The sequence below is a fragment of the bacterium genome, from assembly GCA_016786595.1.
Lineage (GTDB): Bacteria > Bdellovibrionota_C > UBA2361 > SZUA-149 > JAEUWB01 > JAEUWB01.
Genome location: JAEUWB010000051.1, coordinates 57,960 through 82,537 on the forward strand (window position 1 = coordinate 57,960; position 24,578 = coordinate 82,537).

Annotated in this window: 23 protein-coding genes; 14 read left to right on the plus strand and 9 right to left on the minus strand. The window is 45.1% G+C overall.

Features of this window, described 5'->3' with window-relative positions:
* Window position 1: 1 nt before the first annotated feature.
* Window positions 2-901 carry a type II secretion system F family protein gene (locus tag JNK13_08000; protein MBL7662679.1) on the plus strand — a complete coding sequence of 300 codons (900 nt, stop codon included), beginning with the start codon at window positions 2-4 and terminating at the stop codon, window positions 899-901.
* 21 nt (window positions 902-922) lie between these two features.
* Entirely contained in the window at window positions 923-1,321 is a 399-nt protein-coding gene (locus tag JNK13_08005; GenBank protein MBL7662680.1) for a response regulator transcription factor, read from the plus strand.
* A 211-nt stretch (window positions 1,322-1,532) separates the two neighbouring features.
* Here JNK13_08005 and JNK13_08010 read toward each other — a convergent pair whose 3' ends face one another.
* Complete coding sequence (locus JNK13_08010) at window positions 1,533-2,267, minus strand: hypothetical protein (protein ID MBL7662681.1); 735 nt, start codon at window positions 2,265-2,267, stop codon at window positions 1,533-1,535.
* Window positions 2,268-2,735: 468 nt separating this feature from the next.
* Here JNK13_08010 and JNK13_08015 point away from each other — a divergent pair, with 468 nt between their 5' ends.
* The 4 genes from JNK13_08015 to JNK13_08030 all read left to right on the plus strand — a co-directional run bounded on the left by JNK13_08015 (window position 2,736) and on the right by JNK13_08030 (window position 6,371).
* Complete coding sequence (locus JNK13_08015; protein MBL7662682.1) at window positions 2,736-3,032, plus strand: type II toxin-antitoxin system RelE/ParE family toxin; 297 nt, start codon at window positions 2,736-2,738, stop codon at window positions 3,030-3,032.
* 12 nt (window positions 3,033-3,044) lie between these two features.
* Entirely contained in the window at window positions 3,045-3,311 is a 267-nt protein-coding gene (locus tag JNK13_08020) for a HigA family addiction module antidote protein (protein ID MBL7662683.1), read from the plus strand.
* A gap of 181 nt (window positions 3,312-3,492) precedes the next feature.
* Complete coding sequence (locus JNK13_08025) at window positions 3,493-4,818, plus strand: AAA family ATPase (GenBank protein MBL7662684.1); 1,326 nt, start codon at window positions 3,493-3,495, stop codon at window positions 4,816-4,818.
* A complete protein-coding gene (locus JNK13_08030) occupies window positions 4,815-6,371 on the plus strand; it encodes a hypothetical protein (GenBank protein ID MBL7662685.1) in 1,557 nt (518 codons plus the stop codon). Before JNK13_08025 ends, JNK13_08030 begins: the two co-directional genes overlap by 4 nt.
* Before the next feature lies 1 nt (window position 6,372).
* Here the strand turns inward: JNK13_08030 and JNK13_08035 are convergent, their stop codons facing one another.
* Window positions 6,373-7,857, minus strand: a complete 1,485-nt coding sequence (locus JNK13_08035) for an HAD-IB family phosphatase (GenBank protein MBL7662686.1) — start codon at window positions 7,855-7,857, stop codon at window positions 6,373-6,375.
* An 82-nt stretch (window positions 7,858-7,939) separates the two neighbouring features.
* Here JNK13_08035 and JNK13_08040 point away from each other — a divergent pair, with 82 nt between their 5' ends.
* Together JNK13_08040 and JNK13_08045 are read left to right on the plus strand one after the other, a co-directional pair.
* A complete protein-coding gene (locus JNK13_08040) occupies window positions 7,940-10,174 on the plus strand; it encodes a DNA topoisomerase IV subunit A (GenBank protein ID MBL7662687.1) in 2,235 nt (744 codons plus the stop codon).
* Window positions 10,175-10,218: 44 nt separating this feature from the next.
* On the plus strand, window positions 10,219-12,174 hold the full coding sequence (locus JNK13_08045) for a type IIA DNA topoisomerase subunit B (GenBank protein ID MBL7662688.1): 1,956 nt from the start codon (window positions 10,219-10,221) through the stop codon (window positions 12,172-12,174).
* 99 nt (window positions 12,175-12,273) lie between these two features.
* Here the strand turns inward: JNK13_08045 and JNK13_08050 are convergent, their stop codons facing one another.
* From JNK13_08050 to JNK13_08065, 4 genes are all read right to left on the minus strand, one after another.
* The gene (locus JNK13_08050; protein ID MBL7662689.1) at window positions 12,274-13,830 is read right to left on the minus strand and encodes a hypothetical protein; all 1,557 of its coding nucleotides are present in this window, start codon (window positions 13,828-13,830) and stop codon (window positions 12,274-12,276) included.
* 191 nt (window positions 13,831-14,021) lie between these two features.
* Window positions 14,022-15,302 (minus strand): hypothetical protein, encoded by a 1,281-nt coding sequence (locus JNK13_08055; GenBank protein MBL7662690.1) that lies wholly within the window; start codon window positions 15,300-15,302, stop codon window positions 14,022-14,024.
* Between the two features lie 123 nt (window positions 15,303-15,425).
* On the minus strand, window positions 15,426-16,604 hold the full coding sequence (locus tag JNK13_08060; GenBank protein MBL7662691.1) for a serine hydrolase: 1,179 nt from the start codon (window positions 16,602-16,604) through the stop codon (window positions 15,426-15,428).
* 4 nt (window positions 16,605-16,608) lie between these two features.
* A complete protein-coding gene (locus tag JNK13_08065) occupies window positions 16,609-17,601 on the minus strand; it encodes an LD-carboxypeptidase (protein MBL7662692.1) in 993 nt (330 codons plus the stop codon).
* Window positions 17,602-17,611: 10 nt separating this feature from the next.
* On the opposite strand from JNK13_08065, the gene JNK13_08070 reads away from it, so the two are divergent.
* The 6 genes from JNK13_08070 (at window position 17,612) to rpsP (ending at window position 20,921) form a co-directional block, all read left to right on the plus strand.
* Complete coding sequence (locus JNK13_08070; protein ID MBL7662693.1) at window positions 17,612-18,061, plus strand: VOC family protein; 450 nt, start codon at window positions 17,612-17,614, stop codon at window positions 18,059-18,061.
* 54 nt (window positions 18,062-18,115) lie between these two features.
* Window positions 18,116-18,373 (plus strand): hypothetical protein, encoded by a 258-nt coding sequence (locus tag JNK13_08075; GenBank protein MBL7662694.1) that lies wholly within the window; start codon window positions 18,116-18,118, stop codon window positions 18,371-18,373.
* A 1-nt stretch (window position 18,374) separates the two neighbouring features.
* Window positions 18,375-18,635: a hypothetical protein gene (locus tag JNK13_08080; GenBank protein ID MBL7662695.1), complete on the plus strand. Its 261-nt coding sequence runs from the start codon at window positions 18,375-18,377 to the stop codon at window positions 18,633-18,635.
* Between the two features lie 206 nt (window positions 18,636-18,841).
* The gene (locus JNK13_08085) at window positions 18,842-19,030 is read left to right on the plus strand and encodes a hypothetical protein (protein ID MBL7662696.1); all 189 of its coding nucleotides are present in this window, start codon (window positions 18,842-18,844) and stop codon (window positions 19,028-19,030) included.
* Window positions 19,031-19,122: 92 nt separating this feature from the next.
* Entirely contained in the window at window positions 19,123-20,472 is a 1,350-nt protein-coding gene (ffh, locus tag JNK13_08090) for a signal recognition particle protein (protein ID MBL7662697.1), read from the plus strand.
* A gap of 26 nt (window positions 20,473-20,498) precedes the next feature.
* Window positions 20,499-20,921: a 30S ribosomal protein S16 gene (rpsP, locus tag JNK13_08095; GenBank protein MBL7662698.1), complete on the plus strand. Its 423-nt coding sequence runs from the start codon at window positions 20,499-20,501 to the stop codon at window positions 20,919-20,921.
* Between the two features lie 455 nt (window positions 20,922-21,376).
* Here the strand turns inward: rpsP and JNK13_08100 are convergent, their stop codons facing one another.
* Genes JNK13_08100 through JNK13_08110 form a run of 3 tightly spaced genes read right to left on the minus strand, consistent with a single transcriptional unit; the run spans window position 21,377 to window position 24,525 of the window.
* On the minus strand, window positions 21,377-22,252 hold the full coding sequence (locus tag JNK13_08100) for a DUF2520 domain-containing protein (GenBank protein MBL7662699.1): 876 nt from the start codon (window positions 22,250-22,252) through the stop codon (window positions 21,377-21,379).
* Window positions 22,253-22,267: 15 nt separating this feature from the next.
* Window positions 22,268-23,701, minus strand: coding sequence for a DUF2330 domain-containing protein (locus tag JNK13_08105; protein ID MBL7662700.1), 1,434 nt, complete (start codon window positions 23,699-23,701; stop codon window positions 22,268-22,270).
* Entirely contained in the window at window positions 23,698-24,525 is an 828-nt protein-coding gene (locus tag JNK13_08110; protein ID MBL7662701.1) for an RnfABCDGE type electron transport complex subunit D, read from the minus strand. The genes JNK13_08105 and JNK13_08110 overlap by 4 nt, the downstream gene beginning before the upstream one ends.
* Between the last annotated feature and the right edge of the window lie 53 nt (window positions 24,526-24,578).

Here is a 24,578-nt window from a genome sequence, read left to right on the forward strand (position 1 = left end):
TATGTGGGCAATCTTATTTTGTGCAGTAATGCTGGTCGTCTGGATGGCTCACTTTGCTGAAGTGCAGCAGGCGCGTCAGCGCGAGCTAGGGCGTTTTACTGCCTTTCGCAGCATCCAGCGCGAGTCATTCGATAAGCGACTGGATCGTTGGTTTGAACTACTCGGACGTAGGCTGACTGGATTTAGCGCAGAGCGCCAAGAACAGTTACACCAGGACCGTGAAGTTAAACGTAAGCTCAAAGAGGCAGGCTTAGAGACTTTGAGTGATCAGGGGCGCTTTGTTTTAATCCGGATTGCTTGTTATTCACTCTGGCCGGTGATTACGATTTTTGCCTGGATTAATTTCAGAACCTATTATGCAAACGTCACGACAATTTTTAGTTTAGCTTTACTAGTATTAATCCCTGAACTCTGGCTCAGCCGAAAAACGCATAACCGCAAAGAACAAATTCGACGCGAGTTGCCCTTGGTGATTGATTTAACCAATTTAGCAACTTCTGCCGGCTGGGACGTGTCTTCAGCGTTGGAAAAAGTAATCGACTCACTTTCGGTTGAATTTCCGAATCATCCCTTAATTAAGGAGTTGCGTAAGGCACGCTGGCTTGCCACTAGCGGCTATACCTGGGAGGAAGCACTCGACCGTGTGGCGAAAAAACTTGATGATGATACCGTCTCCCGCGTGTCCGAGGCTTTGGCTTTAGCGCTTGATAAGGGCGGAGATCGCTCCTTACAGCTAAGTGGGATTGCGCAAGACGCTCAGCGCACATATTATGCAGCGCTAGATAAGCGCTTAGCGGCAATTCCGGTTAAGGCTTTGATTATTACGGTGGTATTATTTTTAACTTATTTTTGTATTCTACTTGCACCGGCAATGGTTAATGTGCAGGGCAAGATTTTATAGTAGCGCGGTTTAGATTTAACGATGGCTCACCGAGTATTAATTGTAGAAGATTCGCAAGCGCAGTCGGCTTTGATCGCAAGTATTGTCGAGCAGGCTGGCTATAAGCCGATTGTTTATAACGATATTACCACAGGGATTGGACAGATTCTTACGCGTGAAACTCCAGATATTGTGTTGCTTGATCTTAATCTAGTCACCCCTCAAGGCGTGCAGATGGCGGATGGGTTTCAAGTTTGCCGTCAAATTAAACGCCAGTGTCCGAATGTGCCGGTGATTATTGTGACTTCAGAAGGTGAAGATGAGGCTTGCGAGTGGGCTTTCCTCCAAGGTGCTGACGCCTTCTTTCAAAAACCCTTTTCTCCGACAGAACTGACAAAGCTTATACTTGAGCAGCTATCTCGTAAGTCAACTGACAGCTAGGGGGAGAGTTCTTTTTTTGAAGACCTGCTTCCCTCAAGGTCTCGTTCAAGATGATGAAATGGACCTTTTCTTTTCCTTTACTCTACGCTCCGAGTGCTCGAGTCGAAGGCACGCCGAGGTCTCCAAAAAACTTAAAGCTTAATTTATAAAAGAAGGTGGCTGCCAGGTTCATGTCTAAAACCTTATGTGACAGCCACTCAGAAGTTTGTCTCTAGTCTCTTTTCTCGAGAGTTTGGTAGAGCACCCAAACTGCATTCTGAGCATCTCCCAACTCATCGCGGCTTCTCTGGGAACGCTGTCCTTGATAGTCATGAGTGAGCGCATAGATAGACCAGGCAGTGCCTTCTCCCAAGCTTTGCATTAGTGTCCAGGCGTTTTTGTCATGATGATTCGTCACGGCGAGTTTCGGCGCAAGTTTCGTCAAGCACAAAAGTAGGTCGAGCATTGTCACCTGTGCGGTATGCGGGTTTTTCGTTGCAGTACCAGTCAAGACAGTAGCAAGGAGTTGAATATCTCCGAGTGAATTAGCCGCAGTGCGTGCCAGCGACCAATCTTTTTTGGCGATTGCATGCTCAGCCACATGACGTAGCAGCGCTTTGTGGCTAGTATTTTGGGCCATGCGGCAGACTGTTCCCCACTCGTTTTTAGCAATGTAGTGATCGGCGATTTCTCTAACTAAGGTGTGGTTTTTCGCCGCACATGCTGCTTTTTTTGCATCGTCCCATCTTCCAGCATCGATGTGGGCACGCGCCATGGACTTGAGCAGTTCACGGTCATTGGCCTTCGAGGCGCAAACCTTCGCACGATAGTAGTCTCCTTTGTCAAAGAACACCTGTGCGTAGGTTGAAAGCGTATGTTGGTCTTTCGAGGTCCGAGCAAGCCTAAAGGCTTCCTTGGGGTTTTCCTCGAGTAAGTGTCGAAATTCGATGGCAGTGTCAGTAGACATGTTTGTTCCGAAACAGCTCCACGGTCAATTGGGTGGAGCCATTCTTTTCTTAACTTGGTGTAAGCTCAGAAAAGAATGGCCCGCACTGCGGAGTTGAACTCACCGGGTTTAACTCCCCGGGTTGAACCCGTGCTACGAATGTAAATTTTTCAGTAAAACCTTAATGATTTTTGGCAGCCACGCTTTACAGATGCAATTTGGGGTAGACAAATTACAGACAAATTGAGCCTGCGAAGCGTGGTTGTGATACTTTACCCAGATAGAGTTGATGGAGAGCAAAAAAGAAGAAGTTAGATAGCACAGATAAAATTATCTTTAAACTTACCCTGAGAGTTTGCTAGCAGTACACAATAAATCTAGGTCTTTTCAAGCGCTTATCGAGTAAATTAGGTAGCAGTGACAATAAATTAACTAACTAACTACTTCGCAGTGGCATTTTTTATACTTATGTAGTATAGTTATATAGATATGGCGATTGTCTCGTTTAAAAACAAGGAAACGGAAGAAATTGCACATGGCAAGAAAACTAAGCGCACAGTTAAGTTGCTTCCGACAGAGCTCCACTATGTTGCCTATAAGAAGCTTATCTTTCTAGATAATATTAAAACGTTAGAAAGCTTACGTGCCTGGCCCGGACTTCGCCTTGAAAAGTTATCTGGGACAAGGAAGGAGCAATACAGCATTCGGATTAATGACAAGTATCGAATTTGCTTTAATTTTAATAACGGTGAAGTTTTAAATGTTGAGATTATAGATTATCACTAGGAGTTAATCATTATGCTACCAAATACAATACACCCAGGTGAATTCTTACAAACAATTCTCGAAGAGCGTAGCATTTCGCAATCGCGCCTAGCCGCACACATTGGAGTTGAGCCCGGTGTGATTAACCTTATTTGCAATGGTAAACGCGGCATTTCTGCGGTCATGGCAAAAAAGCTTGCAAGAGCACTTGGCACAGACTCAGAGTTATGGATGAATTTGCAAATCTCTTATGATTTAACTAATGCTGATGACCCAGAGTTTGGCAAGCTTAGAGCCTAAGGACTATCTGAGCATTCGAGACGAAGACGCATAGCAGCTGATAGTAACCTTCTAAGGCAGATTCAAAGCCAAAGCAGCCAAGTAGCGCAGTACTCTTAAAAAGCCTTATTTATTAGGATTTAAATCGCATATTAAGAATTGATGCATCGCGGCATATTTTAGGGTTATAACTCAACAGGTTATGAGAATTCTTGTTGTCGATAAGGATGAGGCTAGTCGCGCGCTTTTAATGTCTCGTGTGGAGGAGGCAATTCGCCAAGTCGGGCTAAAGCGTGTCGATCTCGCGCTTGGTGACTATAGCTTATTCAGTGAACTTGCCACGACCGAACCTTGTGGGGCAATTTTTCTTGGACCGTCTTTAATTGGCGAAGTCGAAAGTGCGATGCAACTTGCCCGCGCGGGCTTCCCCAGCGTTCCCTTGGCGCTTGTTCTCGATAATGAAGTTTATGCTGAGCGTGCCGTAGAGCTACGTAGACTTTTACCAATCCGCCTGATCGCTATTGCCGACATCCCACAAATGGCAGCTTTCCTCCTCGACTCAGAGACAGAATTAAATACTCTACCAGGGAATAAGAACCGCGGCGTTGTTGCAGTCACGCAACTCAAGGGTGGCGTTGGCTGCTCGACAGTTGCTGCCGCTTTAGCTTCTTGCTGGGCTAGACACGGCTTAAGCACCGCATTGGTTGACCTTGATGACGTAAACCCACAGCTTTCTGACTGGGCACGCGCTAACACTTCTCAACGCCTTGCCGTTTCCGAACTGCTACGCCAGGGAGAGGTTTCCAAGCAACGCATCAATGACTTGGTCAGTCCAGTTGATGGTTATGATGGAAAACTAGTCGTTGTTCCGCAACCTGAACTCTATCGCGAGAGCTTCCACTTTAAAGCTGACGTCCTCGAGCATGCGCCCAGTGCAGTAAACTTCGTAAAAACATTAATTAGTTTATTACGGGAGGAGTTCGATGTTGTTGTTGTTGATGTCGGTCGCTCCTGGGGCGTTGCCAGCTTTGCGATGCTACCGATTAGCCAGCACATTCTTTTAGTAATGGATGATGATGGCATGTCAGTGCGGCGAAGTATTGATAACCTTCAGCGTTTGGTTAAAGAGTCTGACGATGCCGAGGAGTTTGATTTAAGTCGTTGGTCAGTTGTGCTTAATGCTGTCACCGGAAAGTTGCTTACAGCTAAGGATGTAGCAACTGAATTACAAGAGTTGGAACTCTTTCCTGAGACTTCAAACTTATACACCATGCCTTTTTCCGAAACAGGCAGACAGTGGGGCGCGCCTGGGCAAAGCTACTTTGATCTAGCTGAGCCACAAGGGCGTCAGGCTGTGCAACATATCGCTTTTAGTATTATCCCGTTTCGTCAAGAGTTGGTGATTGAGCAACCACTAGAGAAGTTGATCAAGGGTGTGCAGAAACTCACCGGTCAAACTTTGTTTGGCCAGAAGCTTGCAAGTTTCGTGGGGGCTCCCGCTAGAAGCAGTGAGTCGGTAAAGAAATGAACGAACACAAGGAAGACCTAGAGAGTGCGACTTATAAGGTATTACACCAACCAAAAGAATTCATCTGCTTACTTGCCTATCTTCCAGCGCTATTAGTTTTATTTATCTATGCGGGGTTTTGTTCTCCAGTTGACCCTGATTTGGGTTATCATCTGACAGTCGGTGAACAAGTTTTAAGCCGCTTTGCCGTACCAACAATTGATAGTTTTCGTTTTGATTCTCAAGATCCAGAGCTTGCCTATTCATGGCTACCGGCAGTTTACTTATATTTCGCTCATAGCTTTGGCGGCGCATGGGGGCTTAAAGTTTGGCTGTTAATTCACGTAAGCTTCTTAGCGATTTTGCTTTCCTATACTGTCTACGATCGCATTCGCCCATTTAATGCCGCGGTTTTATTATTGCTTGCTTCAATTGCGCTGCTGCAGGTGGTCACTCCGCGCCCGCGACTTTTGGCGCTGATAGTTTTTGGCCTTTTTCTGGGCTACGTAAAAATACGCGATATCAACCATGAGCGTAGTCAGCAGAGATTTGGTGACCGCCAAACCATTGCGGCAGTCTTCTTGCTTTCGCTCGTTTGGGCTAACACGCATATTTCCTGCGTGCTGGCACCGCTAATTTTGCTGTTAGATTCGGTGATTGCGCTCTCGATTAATCCGCGACGCTCTAGTCTCGGTTACGAGTGCTTAAGACTACTGGCTTGCATTTTGGGGCTTTTATTTAATCCTTACGGGGCAAGAATTTTTCAAGCCGCCACACTCTATACGCCCGAGTCTCAAAGTATGGTTGCCCCCTATGTGCTCGAGCTACGTGGTTTTTTTGACGTGCTCCAGCCGTATCCGCTTTGGTTTTGGGCAACCTTGGCGTTTGTTGTCGTTGCCATACTCCAACTTGTGATTACGCTACGCATTGCCTTTGAACGCCGTAGCTTGTTGCAGCATTTACTAGTTGGCTTCGGGTTAGTAATCTTTACAGGGTATTTGACGCTACAATCTTCGAGAAATCTTTCCTTTTTTATTCTCAGCACAATTTGGATGCTTGCGACAATTAAAGTTCCACAGCCGAAGTGGGCAAGAAGTGCATCGTGGTTGGGAATTGCGCTAGCTGGAGTTGCTTTTGTGGTGGGCATTCAAGCCAGTCAAGCGCGTGGTAGATACGATCAAGTTGAAGGATACTTTGCTAAAGCCCCAATCAGCGAAGGGCTAGAGGTAGTGCGCCCCTTAATTTCTCAAGGTAAGGTGGGAACTAAGGTTTGGCGAATTTTTACAGCACCAGATAAAGGGCATTTTGTGAATTGGTGGCTTACGCATTATCGTCTACAGAAGCGTGCTAAGGTTTTTGTTGACGGTCGCACGGATGCGCTTGGCGTGAAGCGTTTTTTTACGGCGGAGGAAGCGCTTTGGGGACCGTGTTTCGAAAAAACTCTAGATGATATCCAGGCCGATATTGCTATTGTCAATCTCAAACACCCGCTCTTTGAGCAACTCTTGCAAAATAAAAATTGGGTCCCACTTGGCGGCGCGACAGAAGTTACCTTTGTTAGAGCACAACTGTGACTTAATTTTGCTCAGATTTCAATCTAATCTTTTCTAACAAGCCCTTGATTTTGCTTGGATGATAATTGCTAAAATAGCTTTTCCAATAAGTTTGTTCCCAGACTTCGTCATTTGCGTATAACAGCACATCGTTCATGGAGTTGTAAATCAAGCGCTTTGCTGATTTTTTTACAGAACGAGACTTTGGATTGTACGCTATCGATCGGCCAGCTAATTTTAGGGCACAAATATCATTTTCTCCGTCACCCACATACAACACTGACTGAAGTTCTATCTCTAATTTGTGGGCGATATGCAGTAGGACATTGGATTTACAAAACGTATGCGCTTTGCACCCGTTTGGATGAAGCATTAGTGGAGAAATCGTTACTTCCCCCGTCGATACTCCAGCTCTGTAGCGTAATATATGGGCGACGCAAAAATCAGCAAACACTCTTCTGCGAATGATCTCGGCTGGTAAATAAAAGCTGTCTGTCACAATTCCTACACGGTAGCCTATTCGCCTCAAAGAAATTATTGTTTCACAAATGTTGTTGGTCAGCGGGATTGATTTAGCCACTTTTTTGACAGTTTCGCGAGATGTACCCGCCAATACGTTTGCAATTTTTCTGGTTCTTTCCTCATCGCTGATAGAGGTGCTATCTAAGAACCTTTCTAATTCACTTGATTTCCTCTCATGATCTGCAAGAAATTTTATGAAGCGGCCTTGAATAATCGTCCCATCCATATCGAAGAGCGCAAGTTTGTCTGCTTCTCCAAGCTTGTTTAAAGCTACAGATAATTCTGCATGCGCGTGGTGCTCAATTTCCTCCACTTCTCTTAATTGCGCTACATGAAGACGGCCGTATCTTGAGGCACGGTCAATTATTACTCTAGATACCTGCTTTGCCATGTCCGCCAAGACATCCAGATCATGGCTGTCATGTTCGATATGGCCGATATCAATTTGAGTTATTTTTGCACCTTGGTAATGCGAATCCAAAAGCAGCCCAACGTCAACACCGTAATCAGTTTCGAAATCAACTCGCTTTAAAATACTTTTCTTCCCTGCGACAATACCCCCCAAGGGTTGGCTGATATGTGAAAGTTCAGGAAAGAAAGTTTGCAGTAATGGTTTGGCCGTTAGAGTCGTAACTCTGCCACTTTTCCTGGAGAAACTAGCCTTTACAAAATCACTTTCATCATTAATGATTGGCGTGCAAAGTTTCTCAACAATATCTTGGTCTAAATTCTGTAAATCTCCATCGAGAAACATAATTATCTCAGATTCTGCTATTCGGACCCCATCCTCTAATGAAGCACCCTTACCTAGTAGGGTGCTCATTATAACAGTAGCTCCAGCGGATTCTGCTAATTGTCGAGTTTCATCAGTAGAGCCATCGTCAATCACAATCACTTCTTTGACTAAGGGAGATTTTTTTACAAGGTTGACGATTTCATAAATACGCTCAGATTCGTTTAGCACCGGGATAAGAACTGTTATCATAAATATTGTGTCATATCCAAAAGAAGAATCTACCGCGAGGTTGTTGCATATAATATAGTGAATGCGCAAGGACAGAAATAATATGTCAATTATTAGCGTCGACTTTTCTAAAGAAGCAGAGGACCGTTATTTAACTTATGCGTTGAGCGTAGTGAATAACCGTGCGATTCCGGATGTGCGTGATGGCTTGAAGCCCGTGCAGCGCAGGATTTTATTTGCAATGTATAGTCATTTGCATCTAACTCCGGAGAAAAATTTCAGAAAATCTGCGGCGGTAGTCGGCGAGGTTTTAGCGAAATTTCACCCCCATAGTGACCAAGCTTGCTATGAAGCAATGGTGCGCATGGCCCAAGACTTTTCGCTGCGCTACCCACTGATTAAAGGTCAAGGGAATTTCGGATCGCTTGATGGGGATGGCGCGGCGGCATATCGCTACACTGAAGCCAAGCTCTCGAAGTTCGCACTCGAAGTGATTGGAGACATCGATCATAAAACCGTTGATATGCGTTTTAATTTCGACCAAACTACCGATGAACCGGTAGTGCTTCCCGCGCGCGTACCGAATCTACTTGTTAACGGATCGTCGGGGATTGCCGTTGGACTTGCAACCAACATTCCACCGCATAACCTCAGTGAAGTAGTTGAGGCGCTCAAGCTCATTCTAGCTGACCCAGAGGTAAAAGATGCAGAACTACTGAAAGCGATTAAAGGCCCAGACTTTCCAACTGGCTGCTCAATCGTCAATACCAAAGCTGAGATTAAAGAGATTTATGCAACTGGCCGCGGTACAATTTACATGCGCGGAGATTACTTAGTTGAAGATTTAAGTCGGGGGAAAAGGCAGTTAGTGATCACCTCGATTCCTTATGGCGTGAACAAATCGCAACTTGTCGAAAAAATAGCTGAACAGATCAGTAATAAAAAAATTCAGTTGATCAATGACATCCGCGATGAATCAACTGATGACATCCGGGTAGTTTTAAATCTCGTTGGTGATGCTGACCCAGATGTGGTGATGGCCTTTTTATATAAGCACACGCAGCTCGAATCTCCCTTTGCAGTAAACCTTACTGCGTTAGTTCCCACTGACAATCCTTTTGCGACTCGACCAAAAACGCTTTCCTTAAAGCAAGTCTTGCTGCAGTTTTTAAATTTCCGTCGTGATGTAACGCGCTCAAAACTTGAATTCGAGAAGGCAGAGTTGGAGAAGCGCATTCATCTGCTAGAGGGCTTAAAAATTGTCCTCGATGCGCTAGATGAGGCGATTAAAATTATCCGTAAAAGCGATGGGCGCAAAGATGCCGAAGAGAAGCTGATTAAACGCTTTAAATTGACTGAAACCCAGGCAAGTTACATCGTTGAGCTACGCTTATACCAACTCTCTAAGACTTCAGTTGATCAAATTCTTGAAGAATTAACTGAAAAGAAAAAGCGTGTTAAGGAAATTGTTAAAATTCTTGCTAGTGAAAAGCTTTTACTAGGCTTAGTTGATGCTGACTTAGATCGCGTTGTTGAGGAATTTGGCGATAAGCGGAAATCGAAAATTATTACCACCAGTCAGGAGTTTGAATATGATGCTGACAGCTATATTCAACACGAAGATGTTTCAGTCCTAATTACTAGAGACGGCTGGGTCAAGCGTCAAAAGAAGGGCTTGAGTGTGGATTCGGCAAGGTTACGCGAAGGCGACGCAGTGCAGTTTATTCTCGAAGCCTCAACGCAAGACACGCTTAGTGTGATTTCCTCGCAAGGCGTAGTCTATGGGCTGAAGGTCCTGGATTTGCCACAAACCAGTGGCTTTGGTGACCCAATTCAAAAGCACGCTAAATTTTCTGACAACGAGCGTATTGCCGGGATTGATTTAATTAAAAATGAGAAAATTTCTGGTGAAGCACTTGTGCTTACTACGCGTGGCTTAGGCATGCGCGTGCCACGCGAATTAATGCTTGGGGCAAAACGCGGTGGGAAGAAGCTCTGCAAAATCTCAGAGGGGGACGCCCTAACAGTTTATCTTCCAGTTGAAAAAAATAGCTTAATCTTTAGCCTAACGTCTGGCGCTTATGGACTGCTCTGGAAAGTTGAAGAACTGCCTCTCGTTTCAGGACCTGCCAAAGGCGTGATTACAATGAAGCTACCGACTGAAGAGCAAGTAGTCGGCGCCTTAGTTGTAACTAAAGACGCCAAAGTTTTGGCTGTAAAAGAATCTGGTTCGACCAGTCAAATTGACGTAAAAGACTTATCCCTTTCATCGCGAGCCAAACGTGGCCATAAATTGGTGCGTAACGGACTACCCCTAATTGGTTTAAAACAGGGATAAGCGCGAAAGGTTTTATAGTGATCGCAGTGAACGTGTAGGTACAAATGGGCAAAGATAAATCTGCCGCAAATTTAAATACTAAGAAGCGATACTCTGCCGAAGATATCGAAGTGCTTGAAGGTTTGGAGCCTGTGCGTGAGCGCCCCGGCATGTATATTGCGGGCACAGACACGCCCCAAGGCTTACATCAGCTTGTTTCAGAAATTGTTGATAACAGTGTCGATGAGGCGATGAATGGGCACGCTGACCAAATTACTGTCACTCTGCACAAAGATAGTTCGAGCGTAACTGTGACCGATAACGGCCGCGGTATTCCGGTTGATCAACATAAGAAATTTAAAAAATCTGCCCTCGAGCTAATTCTGACAACGCTCCATGCGGGCGGTAAATTTGGTGACCAAAACTATAAAACAGCAGGCGGTTTACACGGCGTGGGAAGCTCTGTCGTAAATGCGCTTAGTGTTGAACTAATTGCCCGCGTGCGACGAGAAGGTGGTGAATACGAGCAAACTTTTTCGCGTGGTAAACCGACTTCAAAACTAAAAAAGCTCCGTGACTTCCGCGGTTCAGGCACGACAATCTTTTTTAGACCAGACCCGGATATTTTTTCTTCGATTAAGTTTTCTAGCGATATCATCCGCCAACTTCTAAAGGGCAAGGCTTACCTTAACCCGGGGCTGATGATTACGTTTCTCGATGAAAAATCGGATACCAAGGAAGAGTTTAAATTTCCCGATGGCATTCGCTCACACCTGGCAGAATTACTAGCAGAAGACCAACAAGAGCCGCTGCAAGCCGAGACTTTTTATCTCGAGCGTGATGACAAAGCTCAAGTTCAAATTGCCCTGGCCTGGACTGAAGCAACAGCTGAAAGATTTTTCTCCTATGTTAATGGCATTCATACTCCTGATGGTGGCACGCATGAGCAAGGAGCAAAAAACGGCATCGTTAAAGCCGTGAAAAATTACTGCCAAACTCACGAGGTTTTACCCAAGGGCGTAAAACTAATTGCCGAAGACATTCGTGAAGGAGTGTTTTGCGTAGTTTCTGTCAAACTGCCTGGCGGGGCGTTTAAAACTCAGTTTCAAGGCCAAACAAAAAGCAAGCTTAATAATCCCGAAGTAACCCCACTAGTTGAGAATGTCACACGTGGACTAGAGAAGCTGCTTAACGAAAAGCCCAGTGCTGCCCAGGCAATTGTCGAGCGCATTATCCTTGCTGCCAAAGCTCGCGAAGCTTCACGTAGCGCCGTGCAAGCCGTAACTCGCAAACTTGCGGGAGGTTCGCGCTTAACGCTACCTGGTAAACTTTCTGACTGTAGTTCGGGTCGTGCGGATGAAACTGAACTTTTTATCGTCGAAGGGGACAGTGCCGGGGGAAGCGCTAAGCAGGGGCGCGACAGAAATTTTCAAGCCGTGCTCGCCTTACGTGGTAAAGTTTTAAATACAATTTCGGCAAACACCAAGCAGATTTTAGAAAATAAAGAATTTCAAAATATCATTTCAGCTTTAGGCTGTGGCTTTGGGGAACATCTTAAGCTTGATAAACTTCGCTACGGCAAAGTCATTATTCTTACCGATGCCGATGCTGACGGCATGCATATTTCAACTCTGCTACTTGCATTTTTCTTCACGCACCTCCGTGGCTTAATCGATCGCGGCGCGATCTATCTCGGGAAACCGCCACTCTACGGAGTTTTTCCTAAGGGTAGTGGTGAAAAGAAACCGTTCTTTGCTTTTTCTGATAAAGAATTAGAATCACAGATCGGCAAAAAAGGACTCTCCACTGCGCATATCACGCGCTATAAAGGGCTTGGTGAAATGAATCCCGATACGCTTTGGGACACAACTCTTAACCCCAAGACGCGCACGCTACTTAAAGTTAAGGCCGATGACCAAATAAAAGTCACTAAAAAACTCCAGGACCTGATGGGTAATGACTCCAAGTATCGCTTCGAATTAATCCAGTCCCGCGCGCACGAAATTGAGATTGATGTGTGATCGGCGCCCTTCGGCTTGAACTTATACTTTTCCATTTTACTTGAAATGGAAAGAGAGAAACTTAAGTATAAGTTGAAGCTGAAGGGAAAGCGCTAAAAATTAATAGGTTAAACTAGTTTCAACGCGCTTGATCCATGTGGAAAGTGACATGGCTTTACGCTTTTTCGAGCGTGGGACTTTCACTCTCACAGTATTTGTCACAAGCTCGCCGTAACTTGGGCACTGCAGGCGTGCGCGGAAATAAGCGTATTGAGATTTTTTCTTAATTGATTTTAGTCCAGTGCGTGAATAGAAGTAATCGATCCCTCCCGGAGCTGGTGCTGCTACAACCTGTGAGCGGAGAGACGAAAAGCTGCTTTTGTGTGATCCATCAAAAATTATTGTGCAGGCCTCGGCTAGTGTATCTGTATTTAGAGCTAAAGTTACTTGTCCACGACTCTTACTAAAAGATGCAGCAAGGGAGACTGATGGTGGTGGTGGGGGTGGTGGCTCCGGAGGAAGCGGTGGATCACCTTCTTTGAAAGTTAGGCAGGCAGTTCCCGAATCTGCCAGATGTGTAGCAATATCGTTCTGCGAGGTTGCAGAGAAAAATGCTTGTGCAGGATCGAAGAGTGCAGGATACATCAGCGAATAAGGCAGTGCTGTATCGTGCGGCGCTCCGAAGTTGTGACCAATCTCATGCGCAATGGTTAAGTGGTCAATTGCCGGATTAAATACTTGGGTTAAACCGTAGCTCCAAAGATTACCATAGAGGCAAGTGACTCCTGTATAAGCAAGGCCAATAATTGAGCTATCAATTTCCTTACCGGTAACTAAATGAAAAATACTTGCTGCCGGTTTGCTTTCCAGTGCATTAACATAGTCCTTAAACTGCGGAAGTAACACGAAAGAATCAGTTGAAGTAAAAGGCTGCGTCGAGCTTGTCTGCGTTTCCGTGGAAACGATATTAAACGCTAACCTCAAATCTCTTGCGTAAATTGTTTGCGCAGCATTCAGGATTAAAGCCATTTGATTGTTAGCGTTTACGCCATACTTTAGGTAGAGCTCGTAGTCTCCATACAAGGCAATTGGAGTTTCATAATATCCAATAGTGCTCGTGTGTCGTGAAGCCGACTGAGTAGCGGCATGTTCACCATCATCAGATCCGCAAGTGCTCGGTGTTAGTGCTGCCAAAGCGTCATCTTCAAGCATGCCTACTTGATCTGTGGCGCTATCAACTAGTGGCGCAGTAATCTGATAGGAGCGTTCCCCATAACGGTGGTCGTGGAAACTAATTTGTAGCGTCGTTGTGCCATTACGTTCGTCAATTCCACCAGCGACTGGAATAATATTGCCTTGGGAATCTTGCAGCGAACCACGTAAAAGCACTAGCTCGCTCTCGTCGGCGCTAATCTCTCCAGCATGATTAAAACTAGCATTCCAATTTTTGCGTTGCACCGCAGAGAATACTCCCTGCAGTTCTCCGAATTTATCTGAATTAATTCCAATTGGAATAGTTTGATCGATGCGTTCAGCAAGAGTGCTGCGCTGCGTGAGTAATTTATTGATTGCTGAAGATTGAATCTTTAACTGTGCTGTATCTTGTGCAATTGCATCGATGACAACTGTAAAAGTTAAAATGCTAAATGCAATAAATCGAATGCGATTCCAAAACATTAGTTAAAAACCTAAGTTAAAATATTGGGAACTAGCGCGAAAACCTGCTTGCCCCATTTAAGGAAGCGACATCTTTCGAGAATAACTTAAGAACTTCTTACTAATCTTTATGACCAGCCTGTTCGAATCTGTTGAAAATAGTAATTTTCAGGAGGAAACATTAGAATAAGCATTCTCTTGAATGCTTAAAATTAAGCTGTAATTATTGTAGAAAACTTGTTTCCAGCAATGTGCGCGCGCAGATCGCCTAAGAGGTAAAGTGAGCCAAAAATAAGGATGGTTGCAGCTTCAGGTGACTTTGTTGCTGCGCAATCAAGGGCAAGCTTGGGGTTTGGGATTACCTCTCCTGTCTGGAAGAAAGCTCTTAGCTCGTCTGGATCAAGAGCCTGAGGGTTTTCAGATTTAGTCCAAATTATCAAAGCACTTTGCCGCGTTTCAAGAAAATTTTTAACTCTACTGAGCATTCCCGGCCAATCTTTATGTGCTAAAATTGAACAAATAAATACGATTGGGCCCTTGAGTGTCGAGCAAAACTCTAAAAGAGCTTCGACCCCTTGAACATTATGTGCGCCATCTAAAATCACGCGTCGTGGCGGGTTCCCATAATTAAATTCTTCAAGCCTTCCCGGCCAACGCGCGGCTATTGCGCCTTGCTCAATAAATTCGCGATGAATTCCTAGTGCTAAGGCCGCACGCACTGCTAGTGCCAAATTATGCAGCTGATGTTCGCCGAGTAGTTTAAACCCGGTGAGATCGAGTTGGCATTTTTCCCCTTGGAAATAAAAAAAACGTAAACTCCGGTCGAGCTCAAAGTCTACCCCCAGTAACTCTAGATGGGCACCGCGCACAGTTGCCATCTCAACTAACATCGTTTCCGGCTCTTCACTTACTGGCCCAACTAAGCAAAGCTTTCCACGACGCATCACACCAGCCTTCTCTGCTGCAATTAGCGTGAGGGAATTTCCAAGAAATGTCGTGTGGTCAAGCGCAATCGTTGTCACCAACGAAAGTTCTGATGCTTTAATCGTATTGGTTGCATCTAATCTACCACCTAAGCCGACTTCGGTGACGACATAATCCAAATTTTTCTCTGCAAATACTAAAAATGCTGCTGCGGTGATGGCTTCAAAATAGGACGGAGTGAGTTGATGCTCGTTACTGACATTCATTACCTTTAGTAGTGCCCGGTCTAGTTCCTGCTCTGGCACGGGCAGCCCATTAATTAGGCAACGCTCGGTAACGCTAGTTAGGTGCGGAGAGGTATAATGACCTACAGTTGCGCCAGAGGCATAGATCATGCTTGCTAAGATTGCACCAGTTGATCCTTTGCCGTTTGTTCCTGTGATGTGAATTGTTTTGACCTTGTCTTGCGGATGATCGAGCGCGGCCATTAAGGCTTGCGCAGTTTCAAGCGTAAAGCCACGTGACTCAATAAAAGGCGGGCAAGAATTTAGGAAATCTAGTCCTGTCATAAATTATTAATTTAAAGCTTTGGCATGAACTTATACTTAACCTTAGTCTTATACTTTCCCTTTGAAGGATAAGACTAAGGTTAAGTATAAGTTCATGCCAACGTCAGTTTTCTCTATGAGTTTTTAACTATACCCCAGCACTTCCATGATAAGATCATGAATTTTTGGTCGAAATTCTCTGATTAACATGTTCTCCGCTGAAGGATGAATGCGATTAGCCAGTAAGATTACGGATAATTCCCGCGTAGGGTCAATCCAAACCGAGCAACCCGTAAAGGCTAGATGCCCGACACTTGCTGAAGAGAAATAGTTCCCACTAGTGCTTAAGCCCTGCGTCGGCGTATCCCAACCTAAGGCCCAAGTGCTTTTCGCAACACTTGTATCACGAGTCCAAAATCCACGAATAATTTCTGGATTAACAAAACTACTTTTTCCGATGTAAGAGCGGATTAATTCCATCGTAATTTTATTGACATCGTAGGCAGTTGAAAAAATACCCGCATGACCTGCAATTCCACCCATCGCCCAAGCATTGGGATCGTGCACTTCTCCACAAAGTATTTTTTTTCTCCAGGCGCATTTCTCAGTTGGTGCAATAATTGAAGTGTCAGGTTCATAGCCTTGCTTGCCGACACGGCTAAGATCGATAAATCCTGTGCTTTCTAGTTTGAGTGGAGCGATGATTTTTTCATAGGCTAGCTTGTCTAGTGTTTTACCACCGTAGCAGGCTTCGATAATCACGCCGAGTAAGATAAATCCAAGGTCACTATAGAGCGCAACTTTTCCGGGTAAGTTTTCAATGCGGCTACGTGAAATTAGGTTCAGCATCATTGTGGTTGCGGCACGGCTACGTAGCACTCCAGATTGAGACTTTTGTGAAGCCAGCTCAATATCTCGATAAAATGGCAAAGTCGCACTGAAGCCAGCAGAGTGGTTAAGTAAATTTCGAATTGTGATGCGCTCTTTTCCGAGCGAGCCAAAGTCCTGCAGAAATCGCGAAACCTTCCAGTCTAAATTCAGTTTACCTTCTTGTAGGGCCATGCTCACAAGCGTTGTGGTGATTAAGGGTTTAGTCAGCGAAGCAATGTCATAAACAGTAAAGACTGCGTTTTGGGTAAGATCGGGCTGAAGCGAGCGCAGTCCAAAAGACTTTAAAAATTTAATTTCCCCGGCTTGAGAGACTAACAGCACGGCACCAGGGAAGGCATGTTTGGGTTTAGCGTTTGCGCTATAGGGCTGGTCCAATCCATGACTGGCTGCTGCCATTGCTTGTTCAACTTTTGACCAGTCAGCTGTTGCCATGTGTCTATGCTTCTACTGCCGTATCCTTGGTCACTAACATACCTTCGGGCTTAATCTGAGCTTTGCTGCCGAAGGCAAGCGGTAAATTCTTTCCATCATGTCCAACCGGCAAGCCATAGAGAATTGGAAATTTTGTGCCTGCAAAGAGTTCATCAACGCTCTGTTTAATCATTTCATCGACAGTGCATTGACCACTAACGTTAGTCGTATTGTTGTGCGAGAAGCGTCCAAAGACAAGACCACTTAGCTGAGCTAATTTCCCAGCTTGCTTTAAATGTAAAAGATTACGATGAACTCGATACGGAGCTTCATTAACATCTTCGATCACTAAGATTGCCTGGTCAAAGCTCAGATCCCACGGCGTGCCTAGGAGTGAAATTAGCATCGTTAAATTTCCGACAATCAGCCGACCTGAGACTTTAGTAGTGCCAAATTGTAATTCTCTGGCAACTAAGCAATGCAAGGGTTTTTTATGTTTTTTCCCCTGCGCCAGGTCGAAAGCTAAATCTGAACTCAAGCGAGCTTCCGTATCGCTTTGAGCGCGAGCAAGTTCTGCACTTAAAGTTGCACCATGCACGCTGGCTAGTCCAGCTTGGCTGGCAAGCGCAACGAGTAGCACTGTGACGTCAGAGTATCCCATGAATAACTTGCGACTTTCCCGAATTTTTTCAAAATCAAGTAGCGTTAATAATTCAGCTGAACCATAACCACCGCGAGCGGCAAGAATTAGTCCAACCTCAGGATTGGAGACGAGATCCATGATGGCCTGGGCGCGTGCTTCTGGGCTTGCGCTGGTGAAGGCATTTTTGCCAAGGCCCTTTGTTGGGTCAAGCGGACAGAGCGCTTCAAAGCCGCGACGCTTAATTTCTGCAAGTCCTGCCGCAAAACGATCTTCGGACATGGCCGAGCCTGGCGCGATAATGCCAATTTTCTGACCAGCTTCTAGGGGCTTTGGTTTTAAGAAATTACTTGAGCGAATTTTTGCGATTCGTGCCATATTGTTACTAATGAGTAATGATCCTTCAAATTTATCTTTCTCGTCGCTATCTTTTTCATCCGACAGCTGGCTGCTTGATCATGTCGCCTATGCTGTAAATAATCTTGACTCGGCAGTCCAGCACTATCAAAAACTCTTTGGACTTAAACTCCTTTTTCGTGGAATTTCTGAGAAAGACCAGATTGAAGCAGCTTTTTTGGGTCTAGCCAATAGCGCAATTGAATTAATTGCCCCGCTGCCGGGAAATCAAAAAATCAGGAAATTTTTAGACACTCGTGGTGAGGGGTTGCATCATCTTGCTTTTGCGGTTCCCTCAGTTGCTGAGGAGCTTACACGCCTTACGGCACTTGGCGTGGAGCTGGTTGATAAAGTGCCTCGCCCGGGGCTTCGACATCACGAAATTGCGTTCCTGCACCCGCGCGCGACCGGTGGGGTTTTGATTGAACTATGCGGGAAATAGCACGATATACATTTTGGCACTCAGTCTAAAATCTGTTAAAATGATTAGACTTCCATGGAAAAAGATGCTGAAAAACAATCGATAAAAACTTGGCTTCAAGGGCAAGTCAATACACAACAACTTATTGCCGAAGAGCGCAGCAACAATCTCCCGAAAATGTCTGATGCTAAAGCGCTGCAGATATTTTTTTCGCTCTTAAATTTTGGCGGTAAAATACTACGTGATAATCCCGATTCAAATTCTGAATTACAACGTCTCGAGCAGCACGCAAAGCTTAGAAAGTTTTTTTGTAAGCTGCCGCTAGTAAAATAAAGTGAAAAGCAAGCAGACCAAAACGAACCTCGCAATTAGCCAAGAGTTTACCGAGGCTTTGCGTGAGGTAAATTCATATCTTACTAATTTGAACTTGAAATATTGCTTAATTGGTGGGCTGGCAGTGCAGTTACAAGGCGAGCAACGTTTCACCAATGATATTGATTTAACTGTTGCAATTTCAATTGCAGACGAAATGCTCGAGGAAATCGACCCGAATGATTCCAGGCTTGGACACTGGAGAGAAAGGCGCGCCGGCTAGCTTCTAGCAGTAGCTACTACGACCCCGACCACAACTGAGTCATCTCTCAGTCGGTCGGGGTTGTAGCGGTTTTTCAATATCTGGTTAGTAATTCCGTTAGCGCCATCTTGTTTGCTTTGCATGGCTTCACGGCAATGTCGTAGTTGTGTTAAACTATCTCAGATGAAACAGCTGATTCTCCTTTTCCAGAAAGAGTTTATTAGGCAATGACTAAAAACTACGAGCCCGCATTAAGGCATCTGGAAAAAGTGCTTGAGGGAAAAAAGGAGCTAAAAAAACAACTCATTGCGCTACCGTTTGCAGAGAAAATCCGCCGCATTATCGAAATGCAAAAGTTCGCTGCCGCCATCCGTAAACCTGGCTCGAAGCCAGTTTTTATTTGGGAATTGGAGTAGTGCCCTAAATTTGCTTAAGAATCAGCAAATCGGACCGAAATTAATCACAATATTCCAAAAAACACACCTTCTGTGTATTGATAGCGCCCACTATGTTTGATTCATTATCTAGTAAACTTGAAAGCACATTTTCTAAGCTGATTAAGCGCGGCGTCCTCGGAGAGAAGGAAGTCGATGAAGCTTTGGCTGAAATTCGGGTAGCGCTACTTGATGCTGACGTTAACGTCAAAGTCGTCAAAGAATTTGGCGAAACCGTCCGCCGCGAAGCTCTCGGAAAAAAAGTCATCAAATCCCTCTCACCTGGACAAATGGTGGTTAAAGTCGTCCAAGACGAACTGACAAAGCTGATGGGTAAGCACGAGCCGTTAGGTTTAAATCATGCTCCACCGGTAATCATCATGATGGTTGGTCTGCAAGGTTCTGGTAAGACGACTACTTCTGGTAAGCTTGCACGCTTACTTAAAGAAGACAAACGCCGCCGCCCCTTACTAGTTTCAGTCGACGTTTATCGCCCAGCTGCAATTGAACAGTTAAAAACCCTCGGCAAAAATTTAAGCATCGAAGTTTTCCCTTCAACGCCTGAACAAAAACCAATTGAGATCGCAACCGCTGCAGCTCAATACGCAAAAAACGCAGGCTTTGATACTTTGATTATCGATACCGCTGGGCGCCTACAGATTGACGCACAAATGATGAATGAGCTTGTAGAAATCGTTGAGGCAGTTGAGCCTCATGAAATACTGCTTGTCGTTGACGCCATGACAGGTCAAGAAGCTGTTAATGTGGCCCGTGGTTTTGACGAAAGCCTTGATTTAGATGGTTTAATCTTAAGTAAGCTTGACGGTGACACTCGGGGTGGGGCGGCGATTTCTATGCGCGCCGTTACGGGAAAACCGATAAAATTCATTGGTTTGGGCGAAAAAATGGACGCTTTAGAGCTTTTTCACCCAGATCGCCTAGTTTCCCGCATCTTAGGCATGGGGGATATCTTGACTTTGATTGAAAAAGCAAGCAAAGAAGTCGACCTTGAGGAATCGAAGAAGCTCCAGAAAAAGCTCAAGAAAAATGAGTTTTCCTTGGAAGACTTTTATGCCCAATTGCAAAGCGTTAAAAAGCTCGGCTCAATTTCCTCAGTAATGGGCATGGTTCCCGGCATGGGTAAAGTTGCCAAGGGAATTGATGAATCAGTTGCAGACAAGGAGCTTAAGCGCCTTGAGGCAATGATTCTTTCGATGACTCCGGGAGAGCGCCGCGATGATTCGCTCATTGACGGTAGCCGCCGCAGCCGAATTGCTAAAGGCAGTGGCACGACGGTAGAAGATGTAAATCGACTACTAAAGCAGTTTAGCGAAATGAAGAAAGTGATGAAGAAGGTGACCAGTGGGGCAAACCTTCAGAACTTACTTCGTGGCGGAATGCCCAGAATGACTGGACTACGCTAAGTTTATATATAAGGGAGAAAGAAAAAGTGGCAGTAATTATCAGACTTGCTAGACATGGACGCAGAAACCGTCCTTATTATCGTATCGTTGTAACCGACCATGAAAATAAACGTGACGGTCGTTACCTTGAATTGCTCGGCACGTACAATACCTTAACCAAGCCTTCAGCAATTACGCTTAAACAGGACCGCGTAAAATACTGGCTTTCTGTTGGGGCCAAGGCGAGCACCACTCTACAGTCAATCTTTGAGCGTGAAATGCCAGGACTATATAAGTCGATGGTCGAAAAGCGCCGCACCAAAATTAAAACTACTCGTGCAAAGCGTAAAGCGCGCATCAAGGCTCGCGGTGGAAAGAAGACCACTGCTGCTGCAACTAAAAAAGCTGCAAAAAAGGCTAAAGCAAAAGCCCCTAAGAAAGTTTCAAAGAAGAAAGAAGCTACAGCTTAGAGCGCAGCATATTTATATCAAAAAAGCGGCTGAGCAGTTTACTGCGCAGCCGCTTTTTTATTTATATGAGGCAGGGCAGGCTCGGTTGACAGATTGCAGTCCGCTTACTTTGCTAGTCGGTTGCCATTGCAAATTAGCTGTCATTGCGAGGAGCCGAAGGCGAGGAAGCAATCTGTTCACTTAGTAATTCATAGGTCATTGCGAACGCAGTGAAGCAATCTGTTCATTTAAAATGATAAATATAATTTAGCGGTAAACAGATTACCGCAGTCGAACAAACAAGTTTGTTCTCCTTCGCAATGACACGAAAAGCAAACAGATTGCCGCGCTTGCTATCGTAGCCTCGCAATGACACGTGGCGCAAACAGGTTGCTATCCTTAGACTCGCTCAAGGCAGGCACCGCAATCTGTTCACTGAATACAAGGAAATACAATTTAAAGACTTTCCTCCACTGCTACTGAATCGGCTGGGGAGGCTTAGCGGTTGTCAGAGACGTTGTCAGGTTTCCCAGCAAATCATAGAGCATTACAAATTTGGGAGAAATTTCTCTGAGTGTCGCGATATGCTTTTCGATGGTCTGCTTATCGCGTCTGATAAACGGGCCCGTTAAGAGTTTGGAGATTGCTTGACCTTCGTCTAAATTTTGTAAGCCCTGGCTTTGAGCAGTTAGTAGCGAATAGAGAATTTTCTTTACTTCATTTTCTGCGATCCCACTTGTGGCTAGAATTTCCCCGGCAACAGTGATTAGTGCCGCAACGTGACCTGCCGCCATAACGCATCCAGAATGGTAAAGAGTACGATTTACGTCGTTGAGCTTAATGAACTCATAACCAGCAGCCGTTATGACTTGCGTGAGAACTTCACCCAAATCTTTATCGCCGCAAAAAGTAAAAGCAGAGCCGGGAGTAAATTTCTCTACTGGGCTACTAATTGGGCAAGTTAAGTGCAGAGCTCCTAGTCGTGCCCCACGTTCGGCAAAAGGTTTTAATATTTTTTCATCAAAGCTTGCCGAGCCGTGGATTACTGAGCAATTTTTCCAACTCAACCTGAGTTCTGAAATTTGCTCAGCAACACGCTTAAGCTCATCGTCATGCACAGCGATAAGAACTAAAATGTCGCTCAAACCCTCCAGCTCATCGCTGAGAGTTTTGAGTTTCCCTTGTTGCTTGCTGTCGTAGAGTAATGTTTTTGGTGTGGATTTAAAGTTAAGTCTTAACGCCGCATTTGTGCGCGTGGTGCGGATTGCTAAATCCGCACCGGCTTGCTCGAGTAAATAACCAACACTTTGGCCAAATCTACCCGAGCCAATTAAGACAATGTTTTTATGCACGTGGTGTTTAGTCCTCTATCTCCAAAGATCTTTCCACCACTTATCACCACTTGAGCCATTTGATCCAGAATTAGATTGAGCGCCTGAAGTTCCAGGGTGTAAGCCCATTTTCCTCTCAATCGAATCAACCTCCCAGCCAGTTAGAGTTGAAAGCGTTTCAACTTCTTTAGTTTGACGACGCTTTAGCTCTTCACGATAGGAGTTAGCTTCGGGGCATTGATCGGATCCCTGCCAGGGGTGACGAAGCACGTAGCGCGCCTGGAAATTCTCCCTGTTACCGGTTTCCTGAAACATTAAATCCTCAGGAAAATGCTCTGCGTCGTAACGCACATGTAAACGAGTTACGTAGACATTGGCAGCTGCAGGAACTGGGGCAATTGCACTTCCACCCCAAGCATTTCCAACTTGGCCAGGTTGGCCGCTTTGGGGTTTACGATAAACTGGCATCGGCGTAGGGTCTTCTACCCAGAAAACGCCAAGTTCCTTAAGCTCCGAGTTCGATAAAGGATCTGCCGCACAAGGGTCACACCAGGACATATCCCAAGCGTATTCAAGAAATACCGCCTGCATGTCTTCTTTCTTAACTTGTGTGCTAAACATGTCGCGGTAGAAATTTGCGAAATCATCTTTGACATAAGCTGGAAGATCCATGCCTTCAGGGAGCTTGACTGTGCGATAGTTTGTGGACTCAACTCGCCCAGTTTTTGTTAGTGCGAAAACAAATAAATCCTGCGTGCCGTTAGCATTGACCGTGCCCAGGCGAATCGGCAGCATAAATTTCGGAGATTCAAAGGCAATTTGTAGCGGCCTTAAAAAGTTGAATCCAAGTTTTGATTGTTCCTCCAGGTTTACCTTAGCGACAAAGAATTTAACATTTTGCCGGATATAACTACCAAGCACTTCACTTGCTCCACTTGGAATTTTATAGCCGTTATCGGTTAGCCAAGTTTCCAGTCCGGAACTTTCTTTGGCAGATAAAATGAGAATGTCATACTCACCAACTGTGTATTCGGCTTCAATTGTAACACCAAGCTTTTTTGCAGCCTCGTTTCGTGCCGCGCCAGCTGGTGCAGCCGCATCCATGCTCATTGCGCTCATTGCTTTATAGACTCTTCGATTGCAAGGATTTTCGTCAAAGTATTCAACCAAACGCGGCGCAGTGTAGCTGTCTAGGTGGTCAATCAGTGCGGGGTTTGCCACATGGATTTGATCCTTTTCGAGCATGGTCGGCACAGGTACAACGATCGCAAACTCTTTTGGTTCGCCTTGATAGTCATTAGCCATAGTGAGGACTGTGCGATTGCCGTCGCGGACCATCACGACTTTTGAAGCTTTGTTAAAAAGTTTAGTGTCAGCTTTAGCAACGTAAAAACCACAAAAGGCTTTTGCAGCAAGTGGCGTGACAGTGACAGTGGCAAGCAGGATTAAATAGGGAATCAAACGTTTCATGTAGTCTCCTTTATGAGTTTCATGTTTTTTTGTGAAATACTTTCTTTGAGCCATTCGAAGCGGTCGGCCTTAAACAGCACGTCTAAGATTGGCACTAGCGGGGAGAGGAAATAAAGTGCGTAGAGCGGGGTATTATTCCAGTAGAGTTTAAAGCGTAAGTAATAAGCCAGCAGTGCTACGGCCACGCCAAAAAGAAGGCGAGGCAGTCGCGCATCGGGTGTGACTCTTGGGTCGGTAATCATGAAGCACGAGAAAATTAAAAGCGCGCCACTTTGCAGCTGATGTAGTGGAATCGACAGTGGGTCGCCAAGATAAAGTGCGCGTTGGAAAAGTAGTCCAGCGTAGCTTGCGAAAAATACAAGACATAAATCAATGCGCGCGGCTTTTGTGGTCACAAGCATGCCGCAGCAAATTAAGTAAAAAGCTAAGAGTGTAGTGCTACCCCACTGTGCCGGAGAGAGCCAAGCTTCCTCGCAAAGTAGTGCTAGGGTGATGATTCCAAAATTTGCCGGATTAAATACATGTTTGCCATTCACACGGATGATAAACTTGCTACCAATTGCCAAAAATGCGGCAAGGGCGCTGAAATAAAAAAAGTTTGAACGCAAGAGCAGACTGAGTGATAGCCCAGTGATGAGCCCGCTCTTATATTCAAATTTTTGCCCAAGATAGTAGCGGTCAAAAATATATTGAGAACATAAGGTGGTTGTGAGCGTTGTTAGGATGTGTTGAGAAGTGAGGTCGAGGCCCAGAAAGAAAAATCCATAGCAGAGTAGCGAGCCGAGCACTGCAATTTGAAAATATCTAGCGTCTTTGAGCCTCAAGGTGACACCTGTTAAGCAATCAGTTATATCCCTACATTCTTAGACAAACGTTT

Excerpts from the sequence above, each read along its gene's own strand:
- JNK13_08000 (MBL7662679.1), top strand. The coding sequence starts at position 2 with ATGTGGGCAATCTTATTTTGTGCAGTAATGCTGGTCGTCTGGATGGCT.
- JNK13_08005 (MBL7662680.1), top strand. The coding sequence starts at position 923 with ATGGCTCACCGAGTATTAATTGTAGAAGATTCGCAAGCGCAGTCGGCT.
- JNK13_08010 (MBL7662681.1), bottom strand. The coding sequence starts at position 2,267 with ATGTCTACTGACACTGCCATCGAATTTCGACACTTACTCGAGGAAAAC.
- JNK13_08015 (MBL7662682.1), top strand. The coding sequence starts at position 2,736 with ATGGCGATTGTCTCGTTTAAAAACAAGGAAACGGAAGAAATTGCACAT.
- JNK13_08020 (MBL7662683.1), top strand. The coding sequence starts at position 3,045 with ATGCTACCAAATACAATACACCCAGGTGAATTCTTACAAACAATTCTC.
- JNK13_08025 (MBL7662684.1), top strand. The coding sequence starts at position 3,493 with ATGAGAATTCTTGTTGTCGATAAGGATGAGGCTAGTCGCGCGCTTTTA.
- JNK13_08030 (MBL7662685.1), top strand. The coding sequence starts at position 4,815 with ATGAACGAACACAAGGAAGACCTAGAGAGTGCGACTTATAAGGTATTA.
- JNK13_08035 (MBL7662686.1), bottom strand. The coding sequence starts at position 7,857 with ATGATAACAGTTCTTATCCCGGTGCTAAACGAATCTGAGCGTATTTAT.
- JNK13_08040 (MBL7662687.1), top strand. The coding sequence starts at position 7,940 with ATGTCAATTATTAGCGTCGACTTTTCTAAAGAAGCAGAGGACCGTTAT.
- JNK13_08045 (MBL7662688.1), top strand. The coding sequence starts at position 10,219 with ATGGGCAAAGATAAATCTGCCGCAAATTTAAATACTAAGAAGCGATAC.
- JNK13_08050 (MBL7662689.1), bottom strand. The coding sequence starts at position 13,830 with ATGTTTTGGAATCGCATTCGATTTATTGCATTTAGCATTTTAACTTTT.
- JNK13_08055 (MBL7662690.1), bottom strand. The coding sequence starts at position 15,302 with ATGACAGGACTAGATTTCCTAAATTCTTGCCCGCCTTTTATTGAGTCA.
- JNK13_08060 (MBL7662691.1), bottom strand. The coding sequence starts at position 16,604 with ATGGCAACAGCTGACTGGTCAAAAGTTGAACAAGCAATGGCAGCAGCC.
- JNK13_08065 (MBL7662692.1), bottom strand. The coding sequence starts at position 17,601 with ATGGCACGAATCGCAAAAATTCGCTCAAGTAATTTCTTAAAACCAAAG.
- JNK13_08070 (MBL7662693.1), top strand. The coding sequence starts at position 17,612 with ATGAGTAATGATCCTTCAAATTTATCTTTCTCGTCGCTATCTTTTTCA.
- JNK13_08075 (MBL7662694.1), top strand. The coding sequence starts at position 18,116 with ATGGAAAAAGATGCTGAAAAACAATCGATAAAAACTTGGCTTCAAGGG.
- JNK13_08085 (MBL7662696.1), top strand. The coding sequence starts at position 18,842 with ATGACTAAAAACTACGAGCCCGCATTAAGGCATCTGGAAAAAGTGCTT.
- ffh (MBL7662697.1), top strand. The coding sequence starts at position 19,123 with ATGTTTGATTCATTATCTAGTAAACTTGAAAGCACATTTTCTAAGCTG.
- JNK13_08105 (MBL7662700.1), bottom strand. The coding sequence starts at position 23,701 with ATGAAACGTTTGATTCCCTATTTAATCCTGCTTGCCACTGTCACTGTC.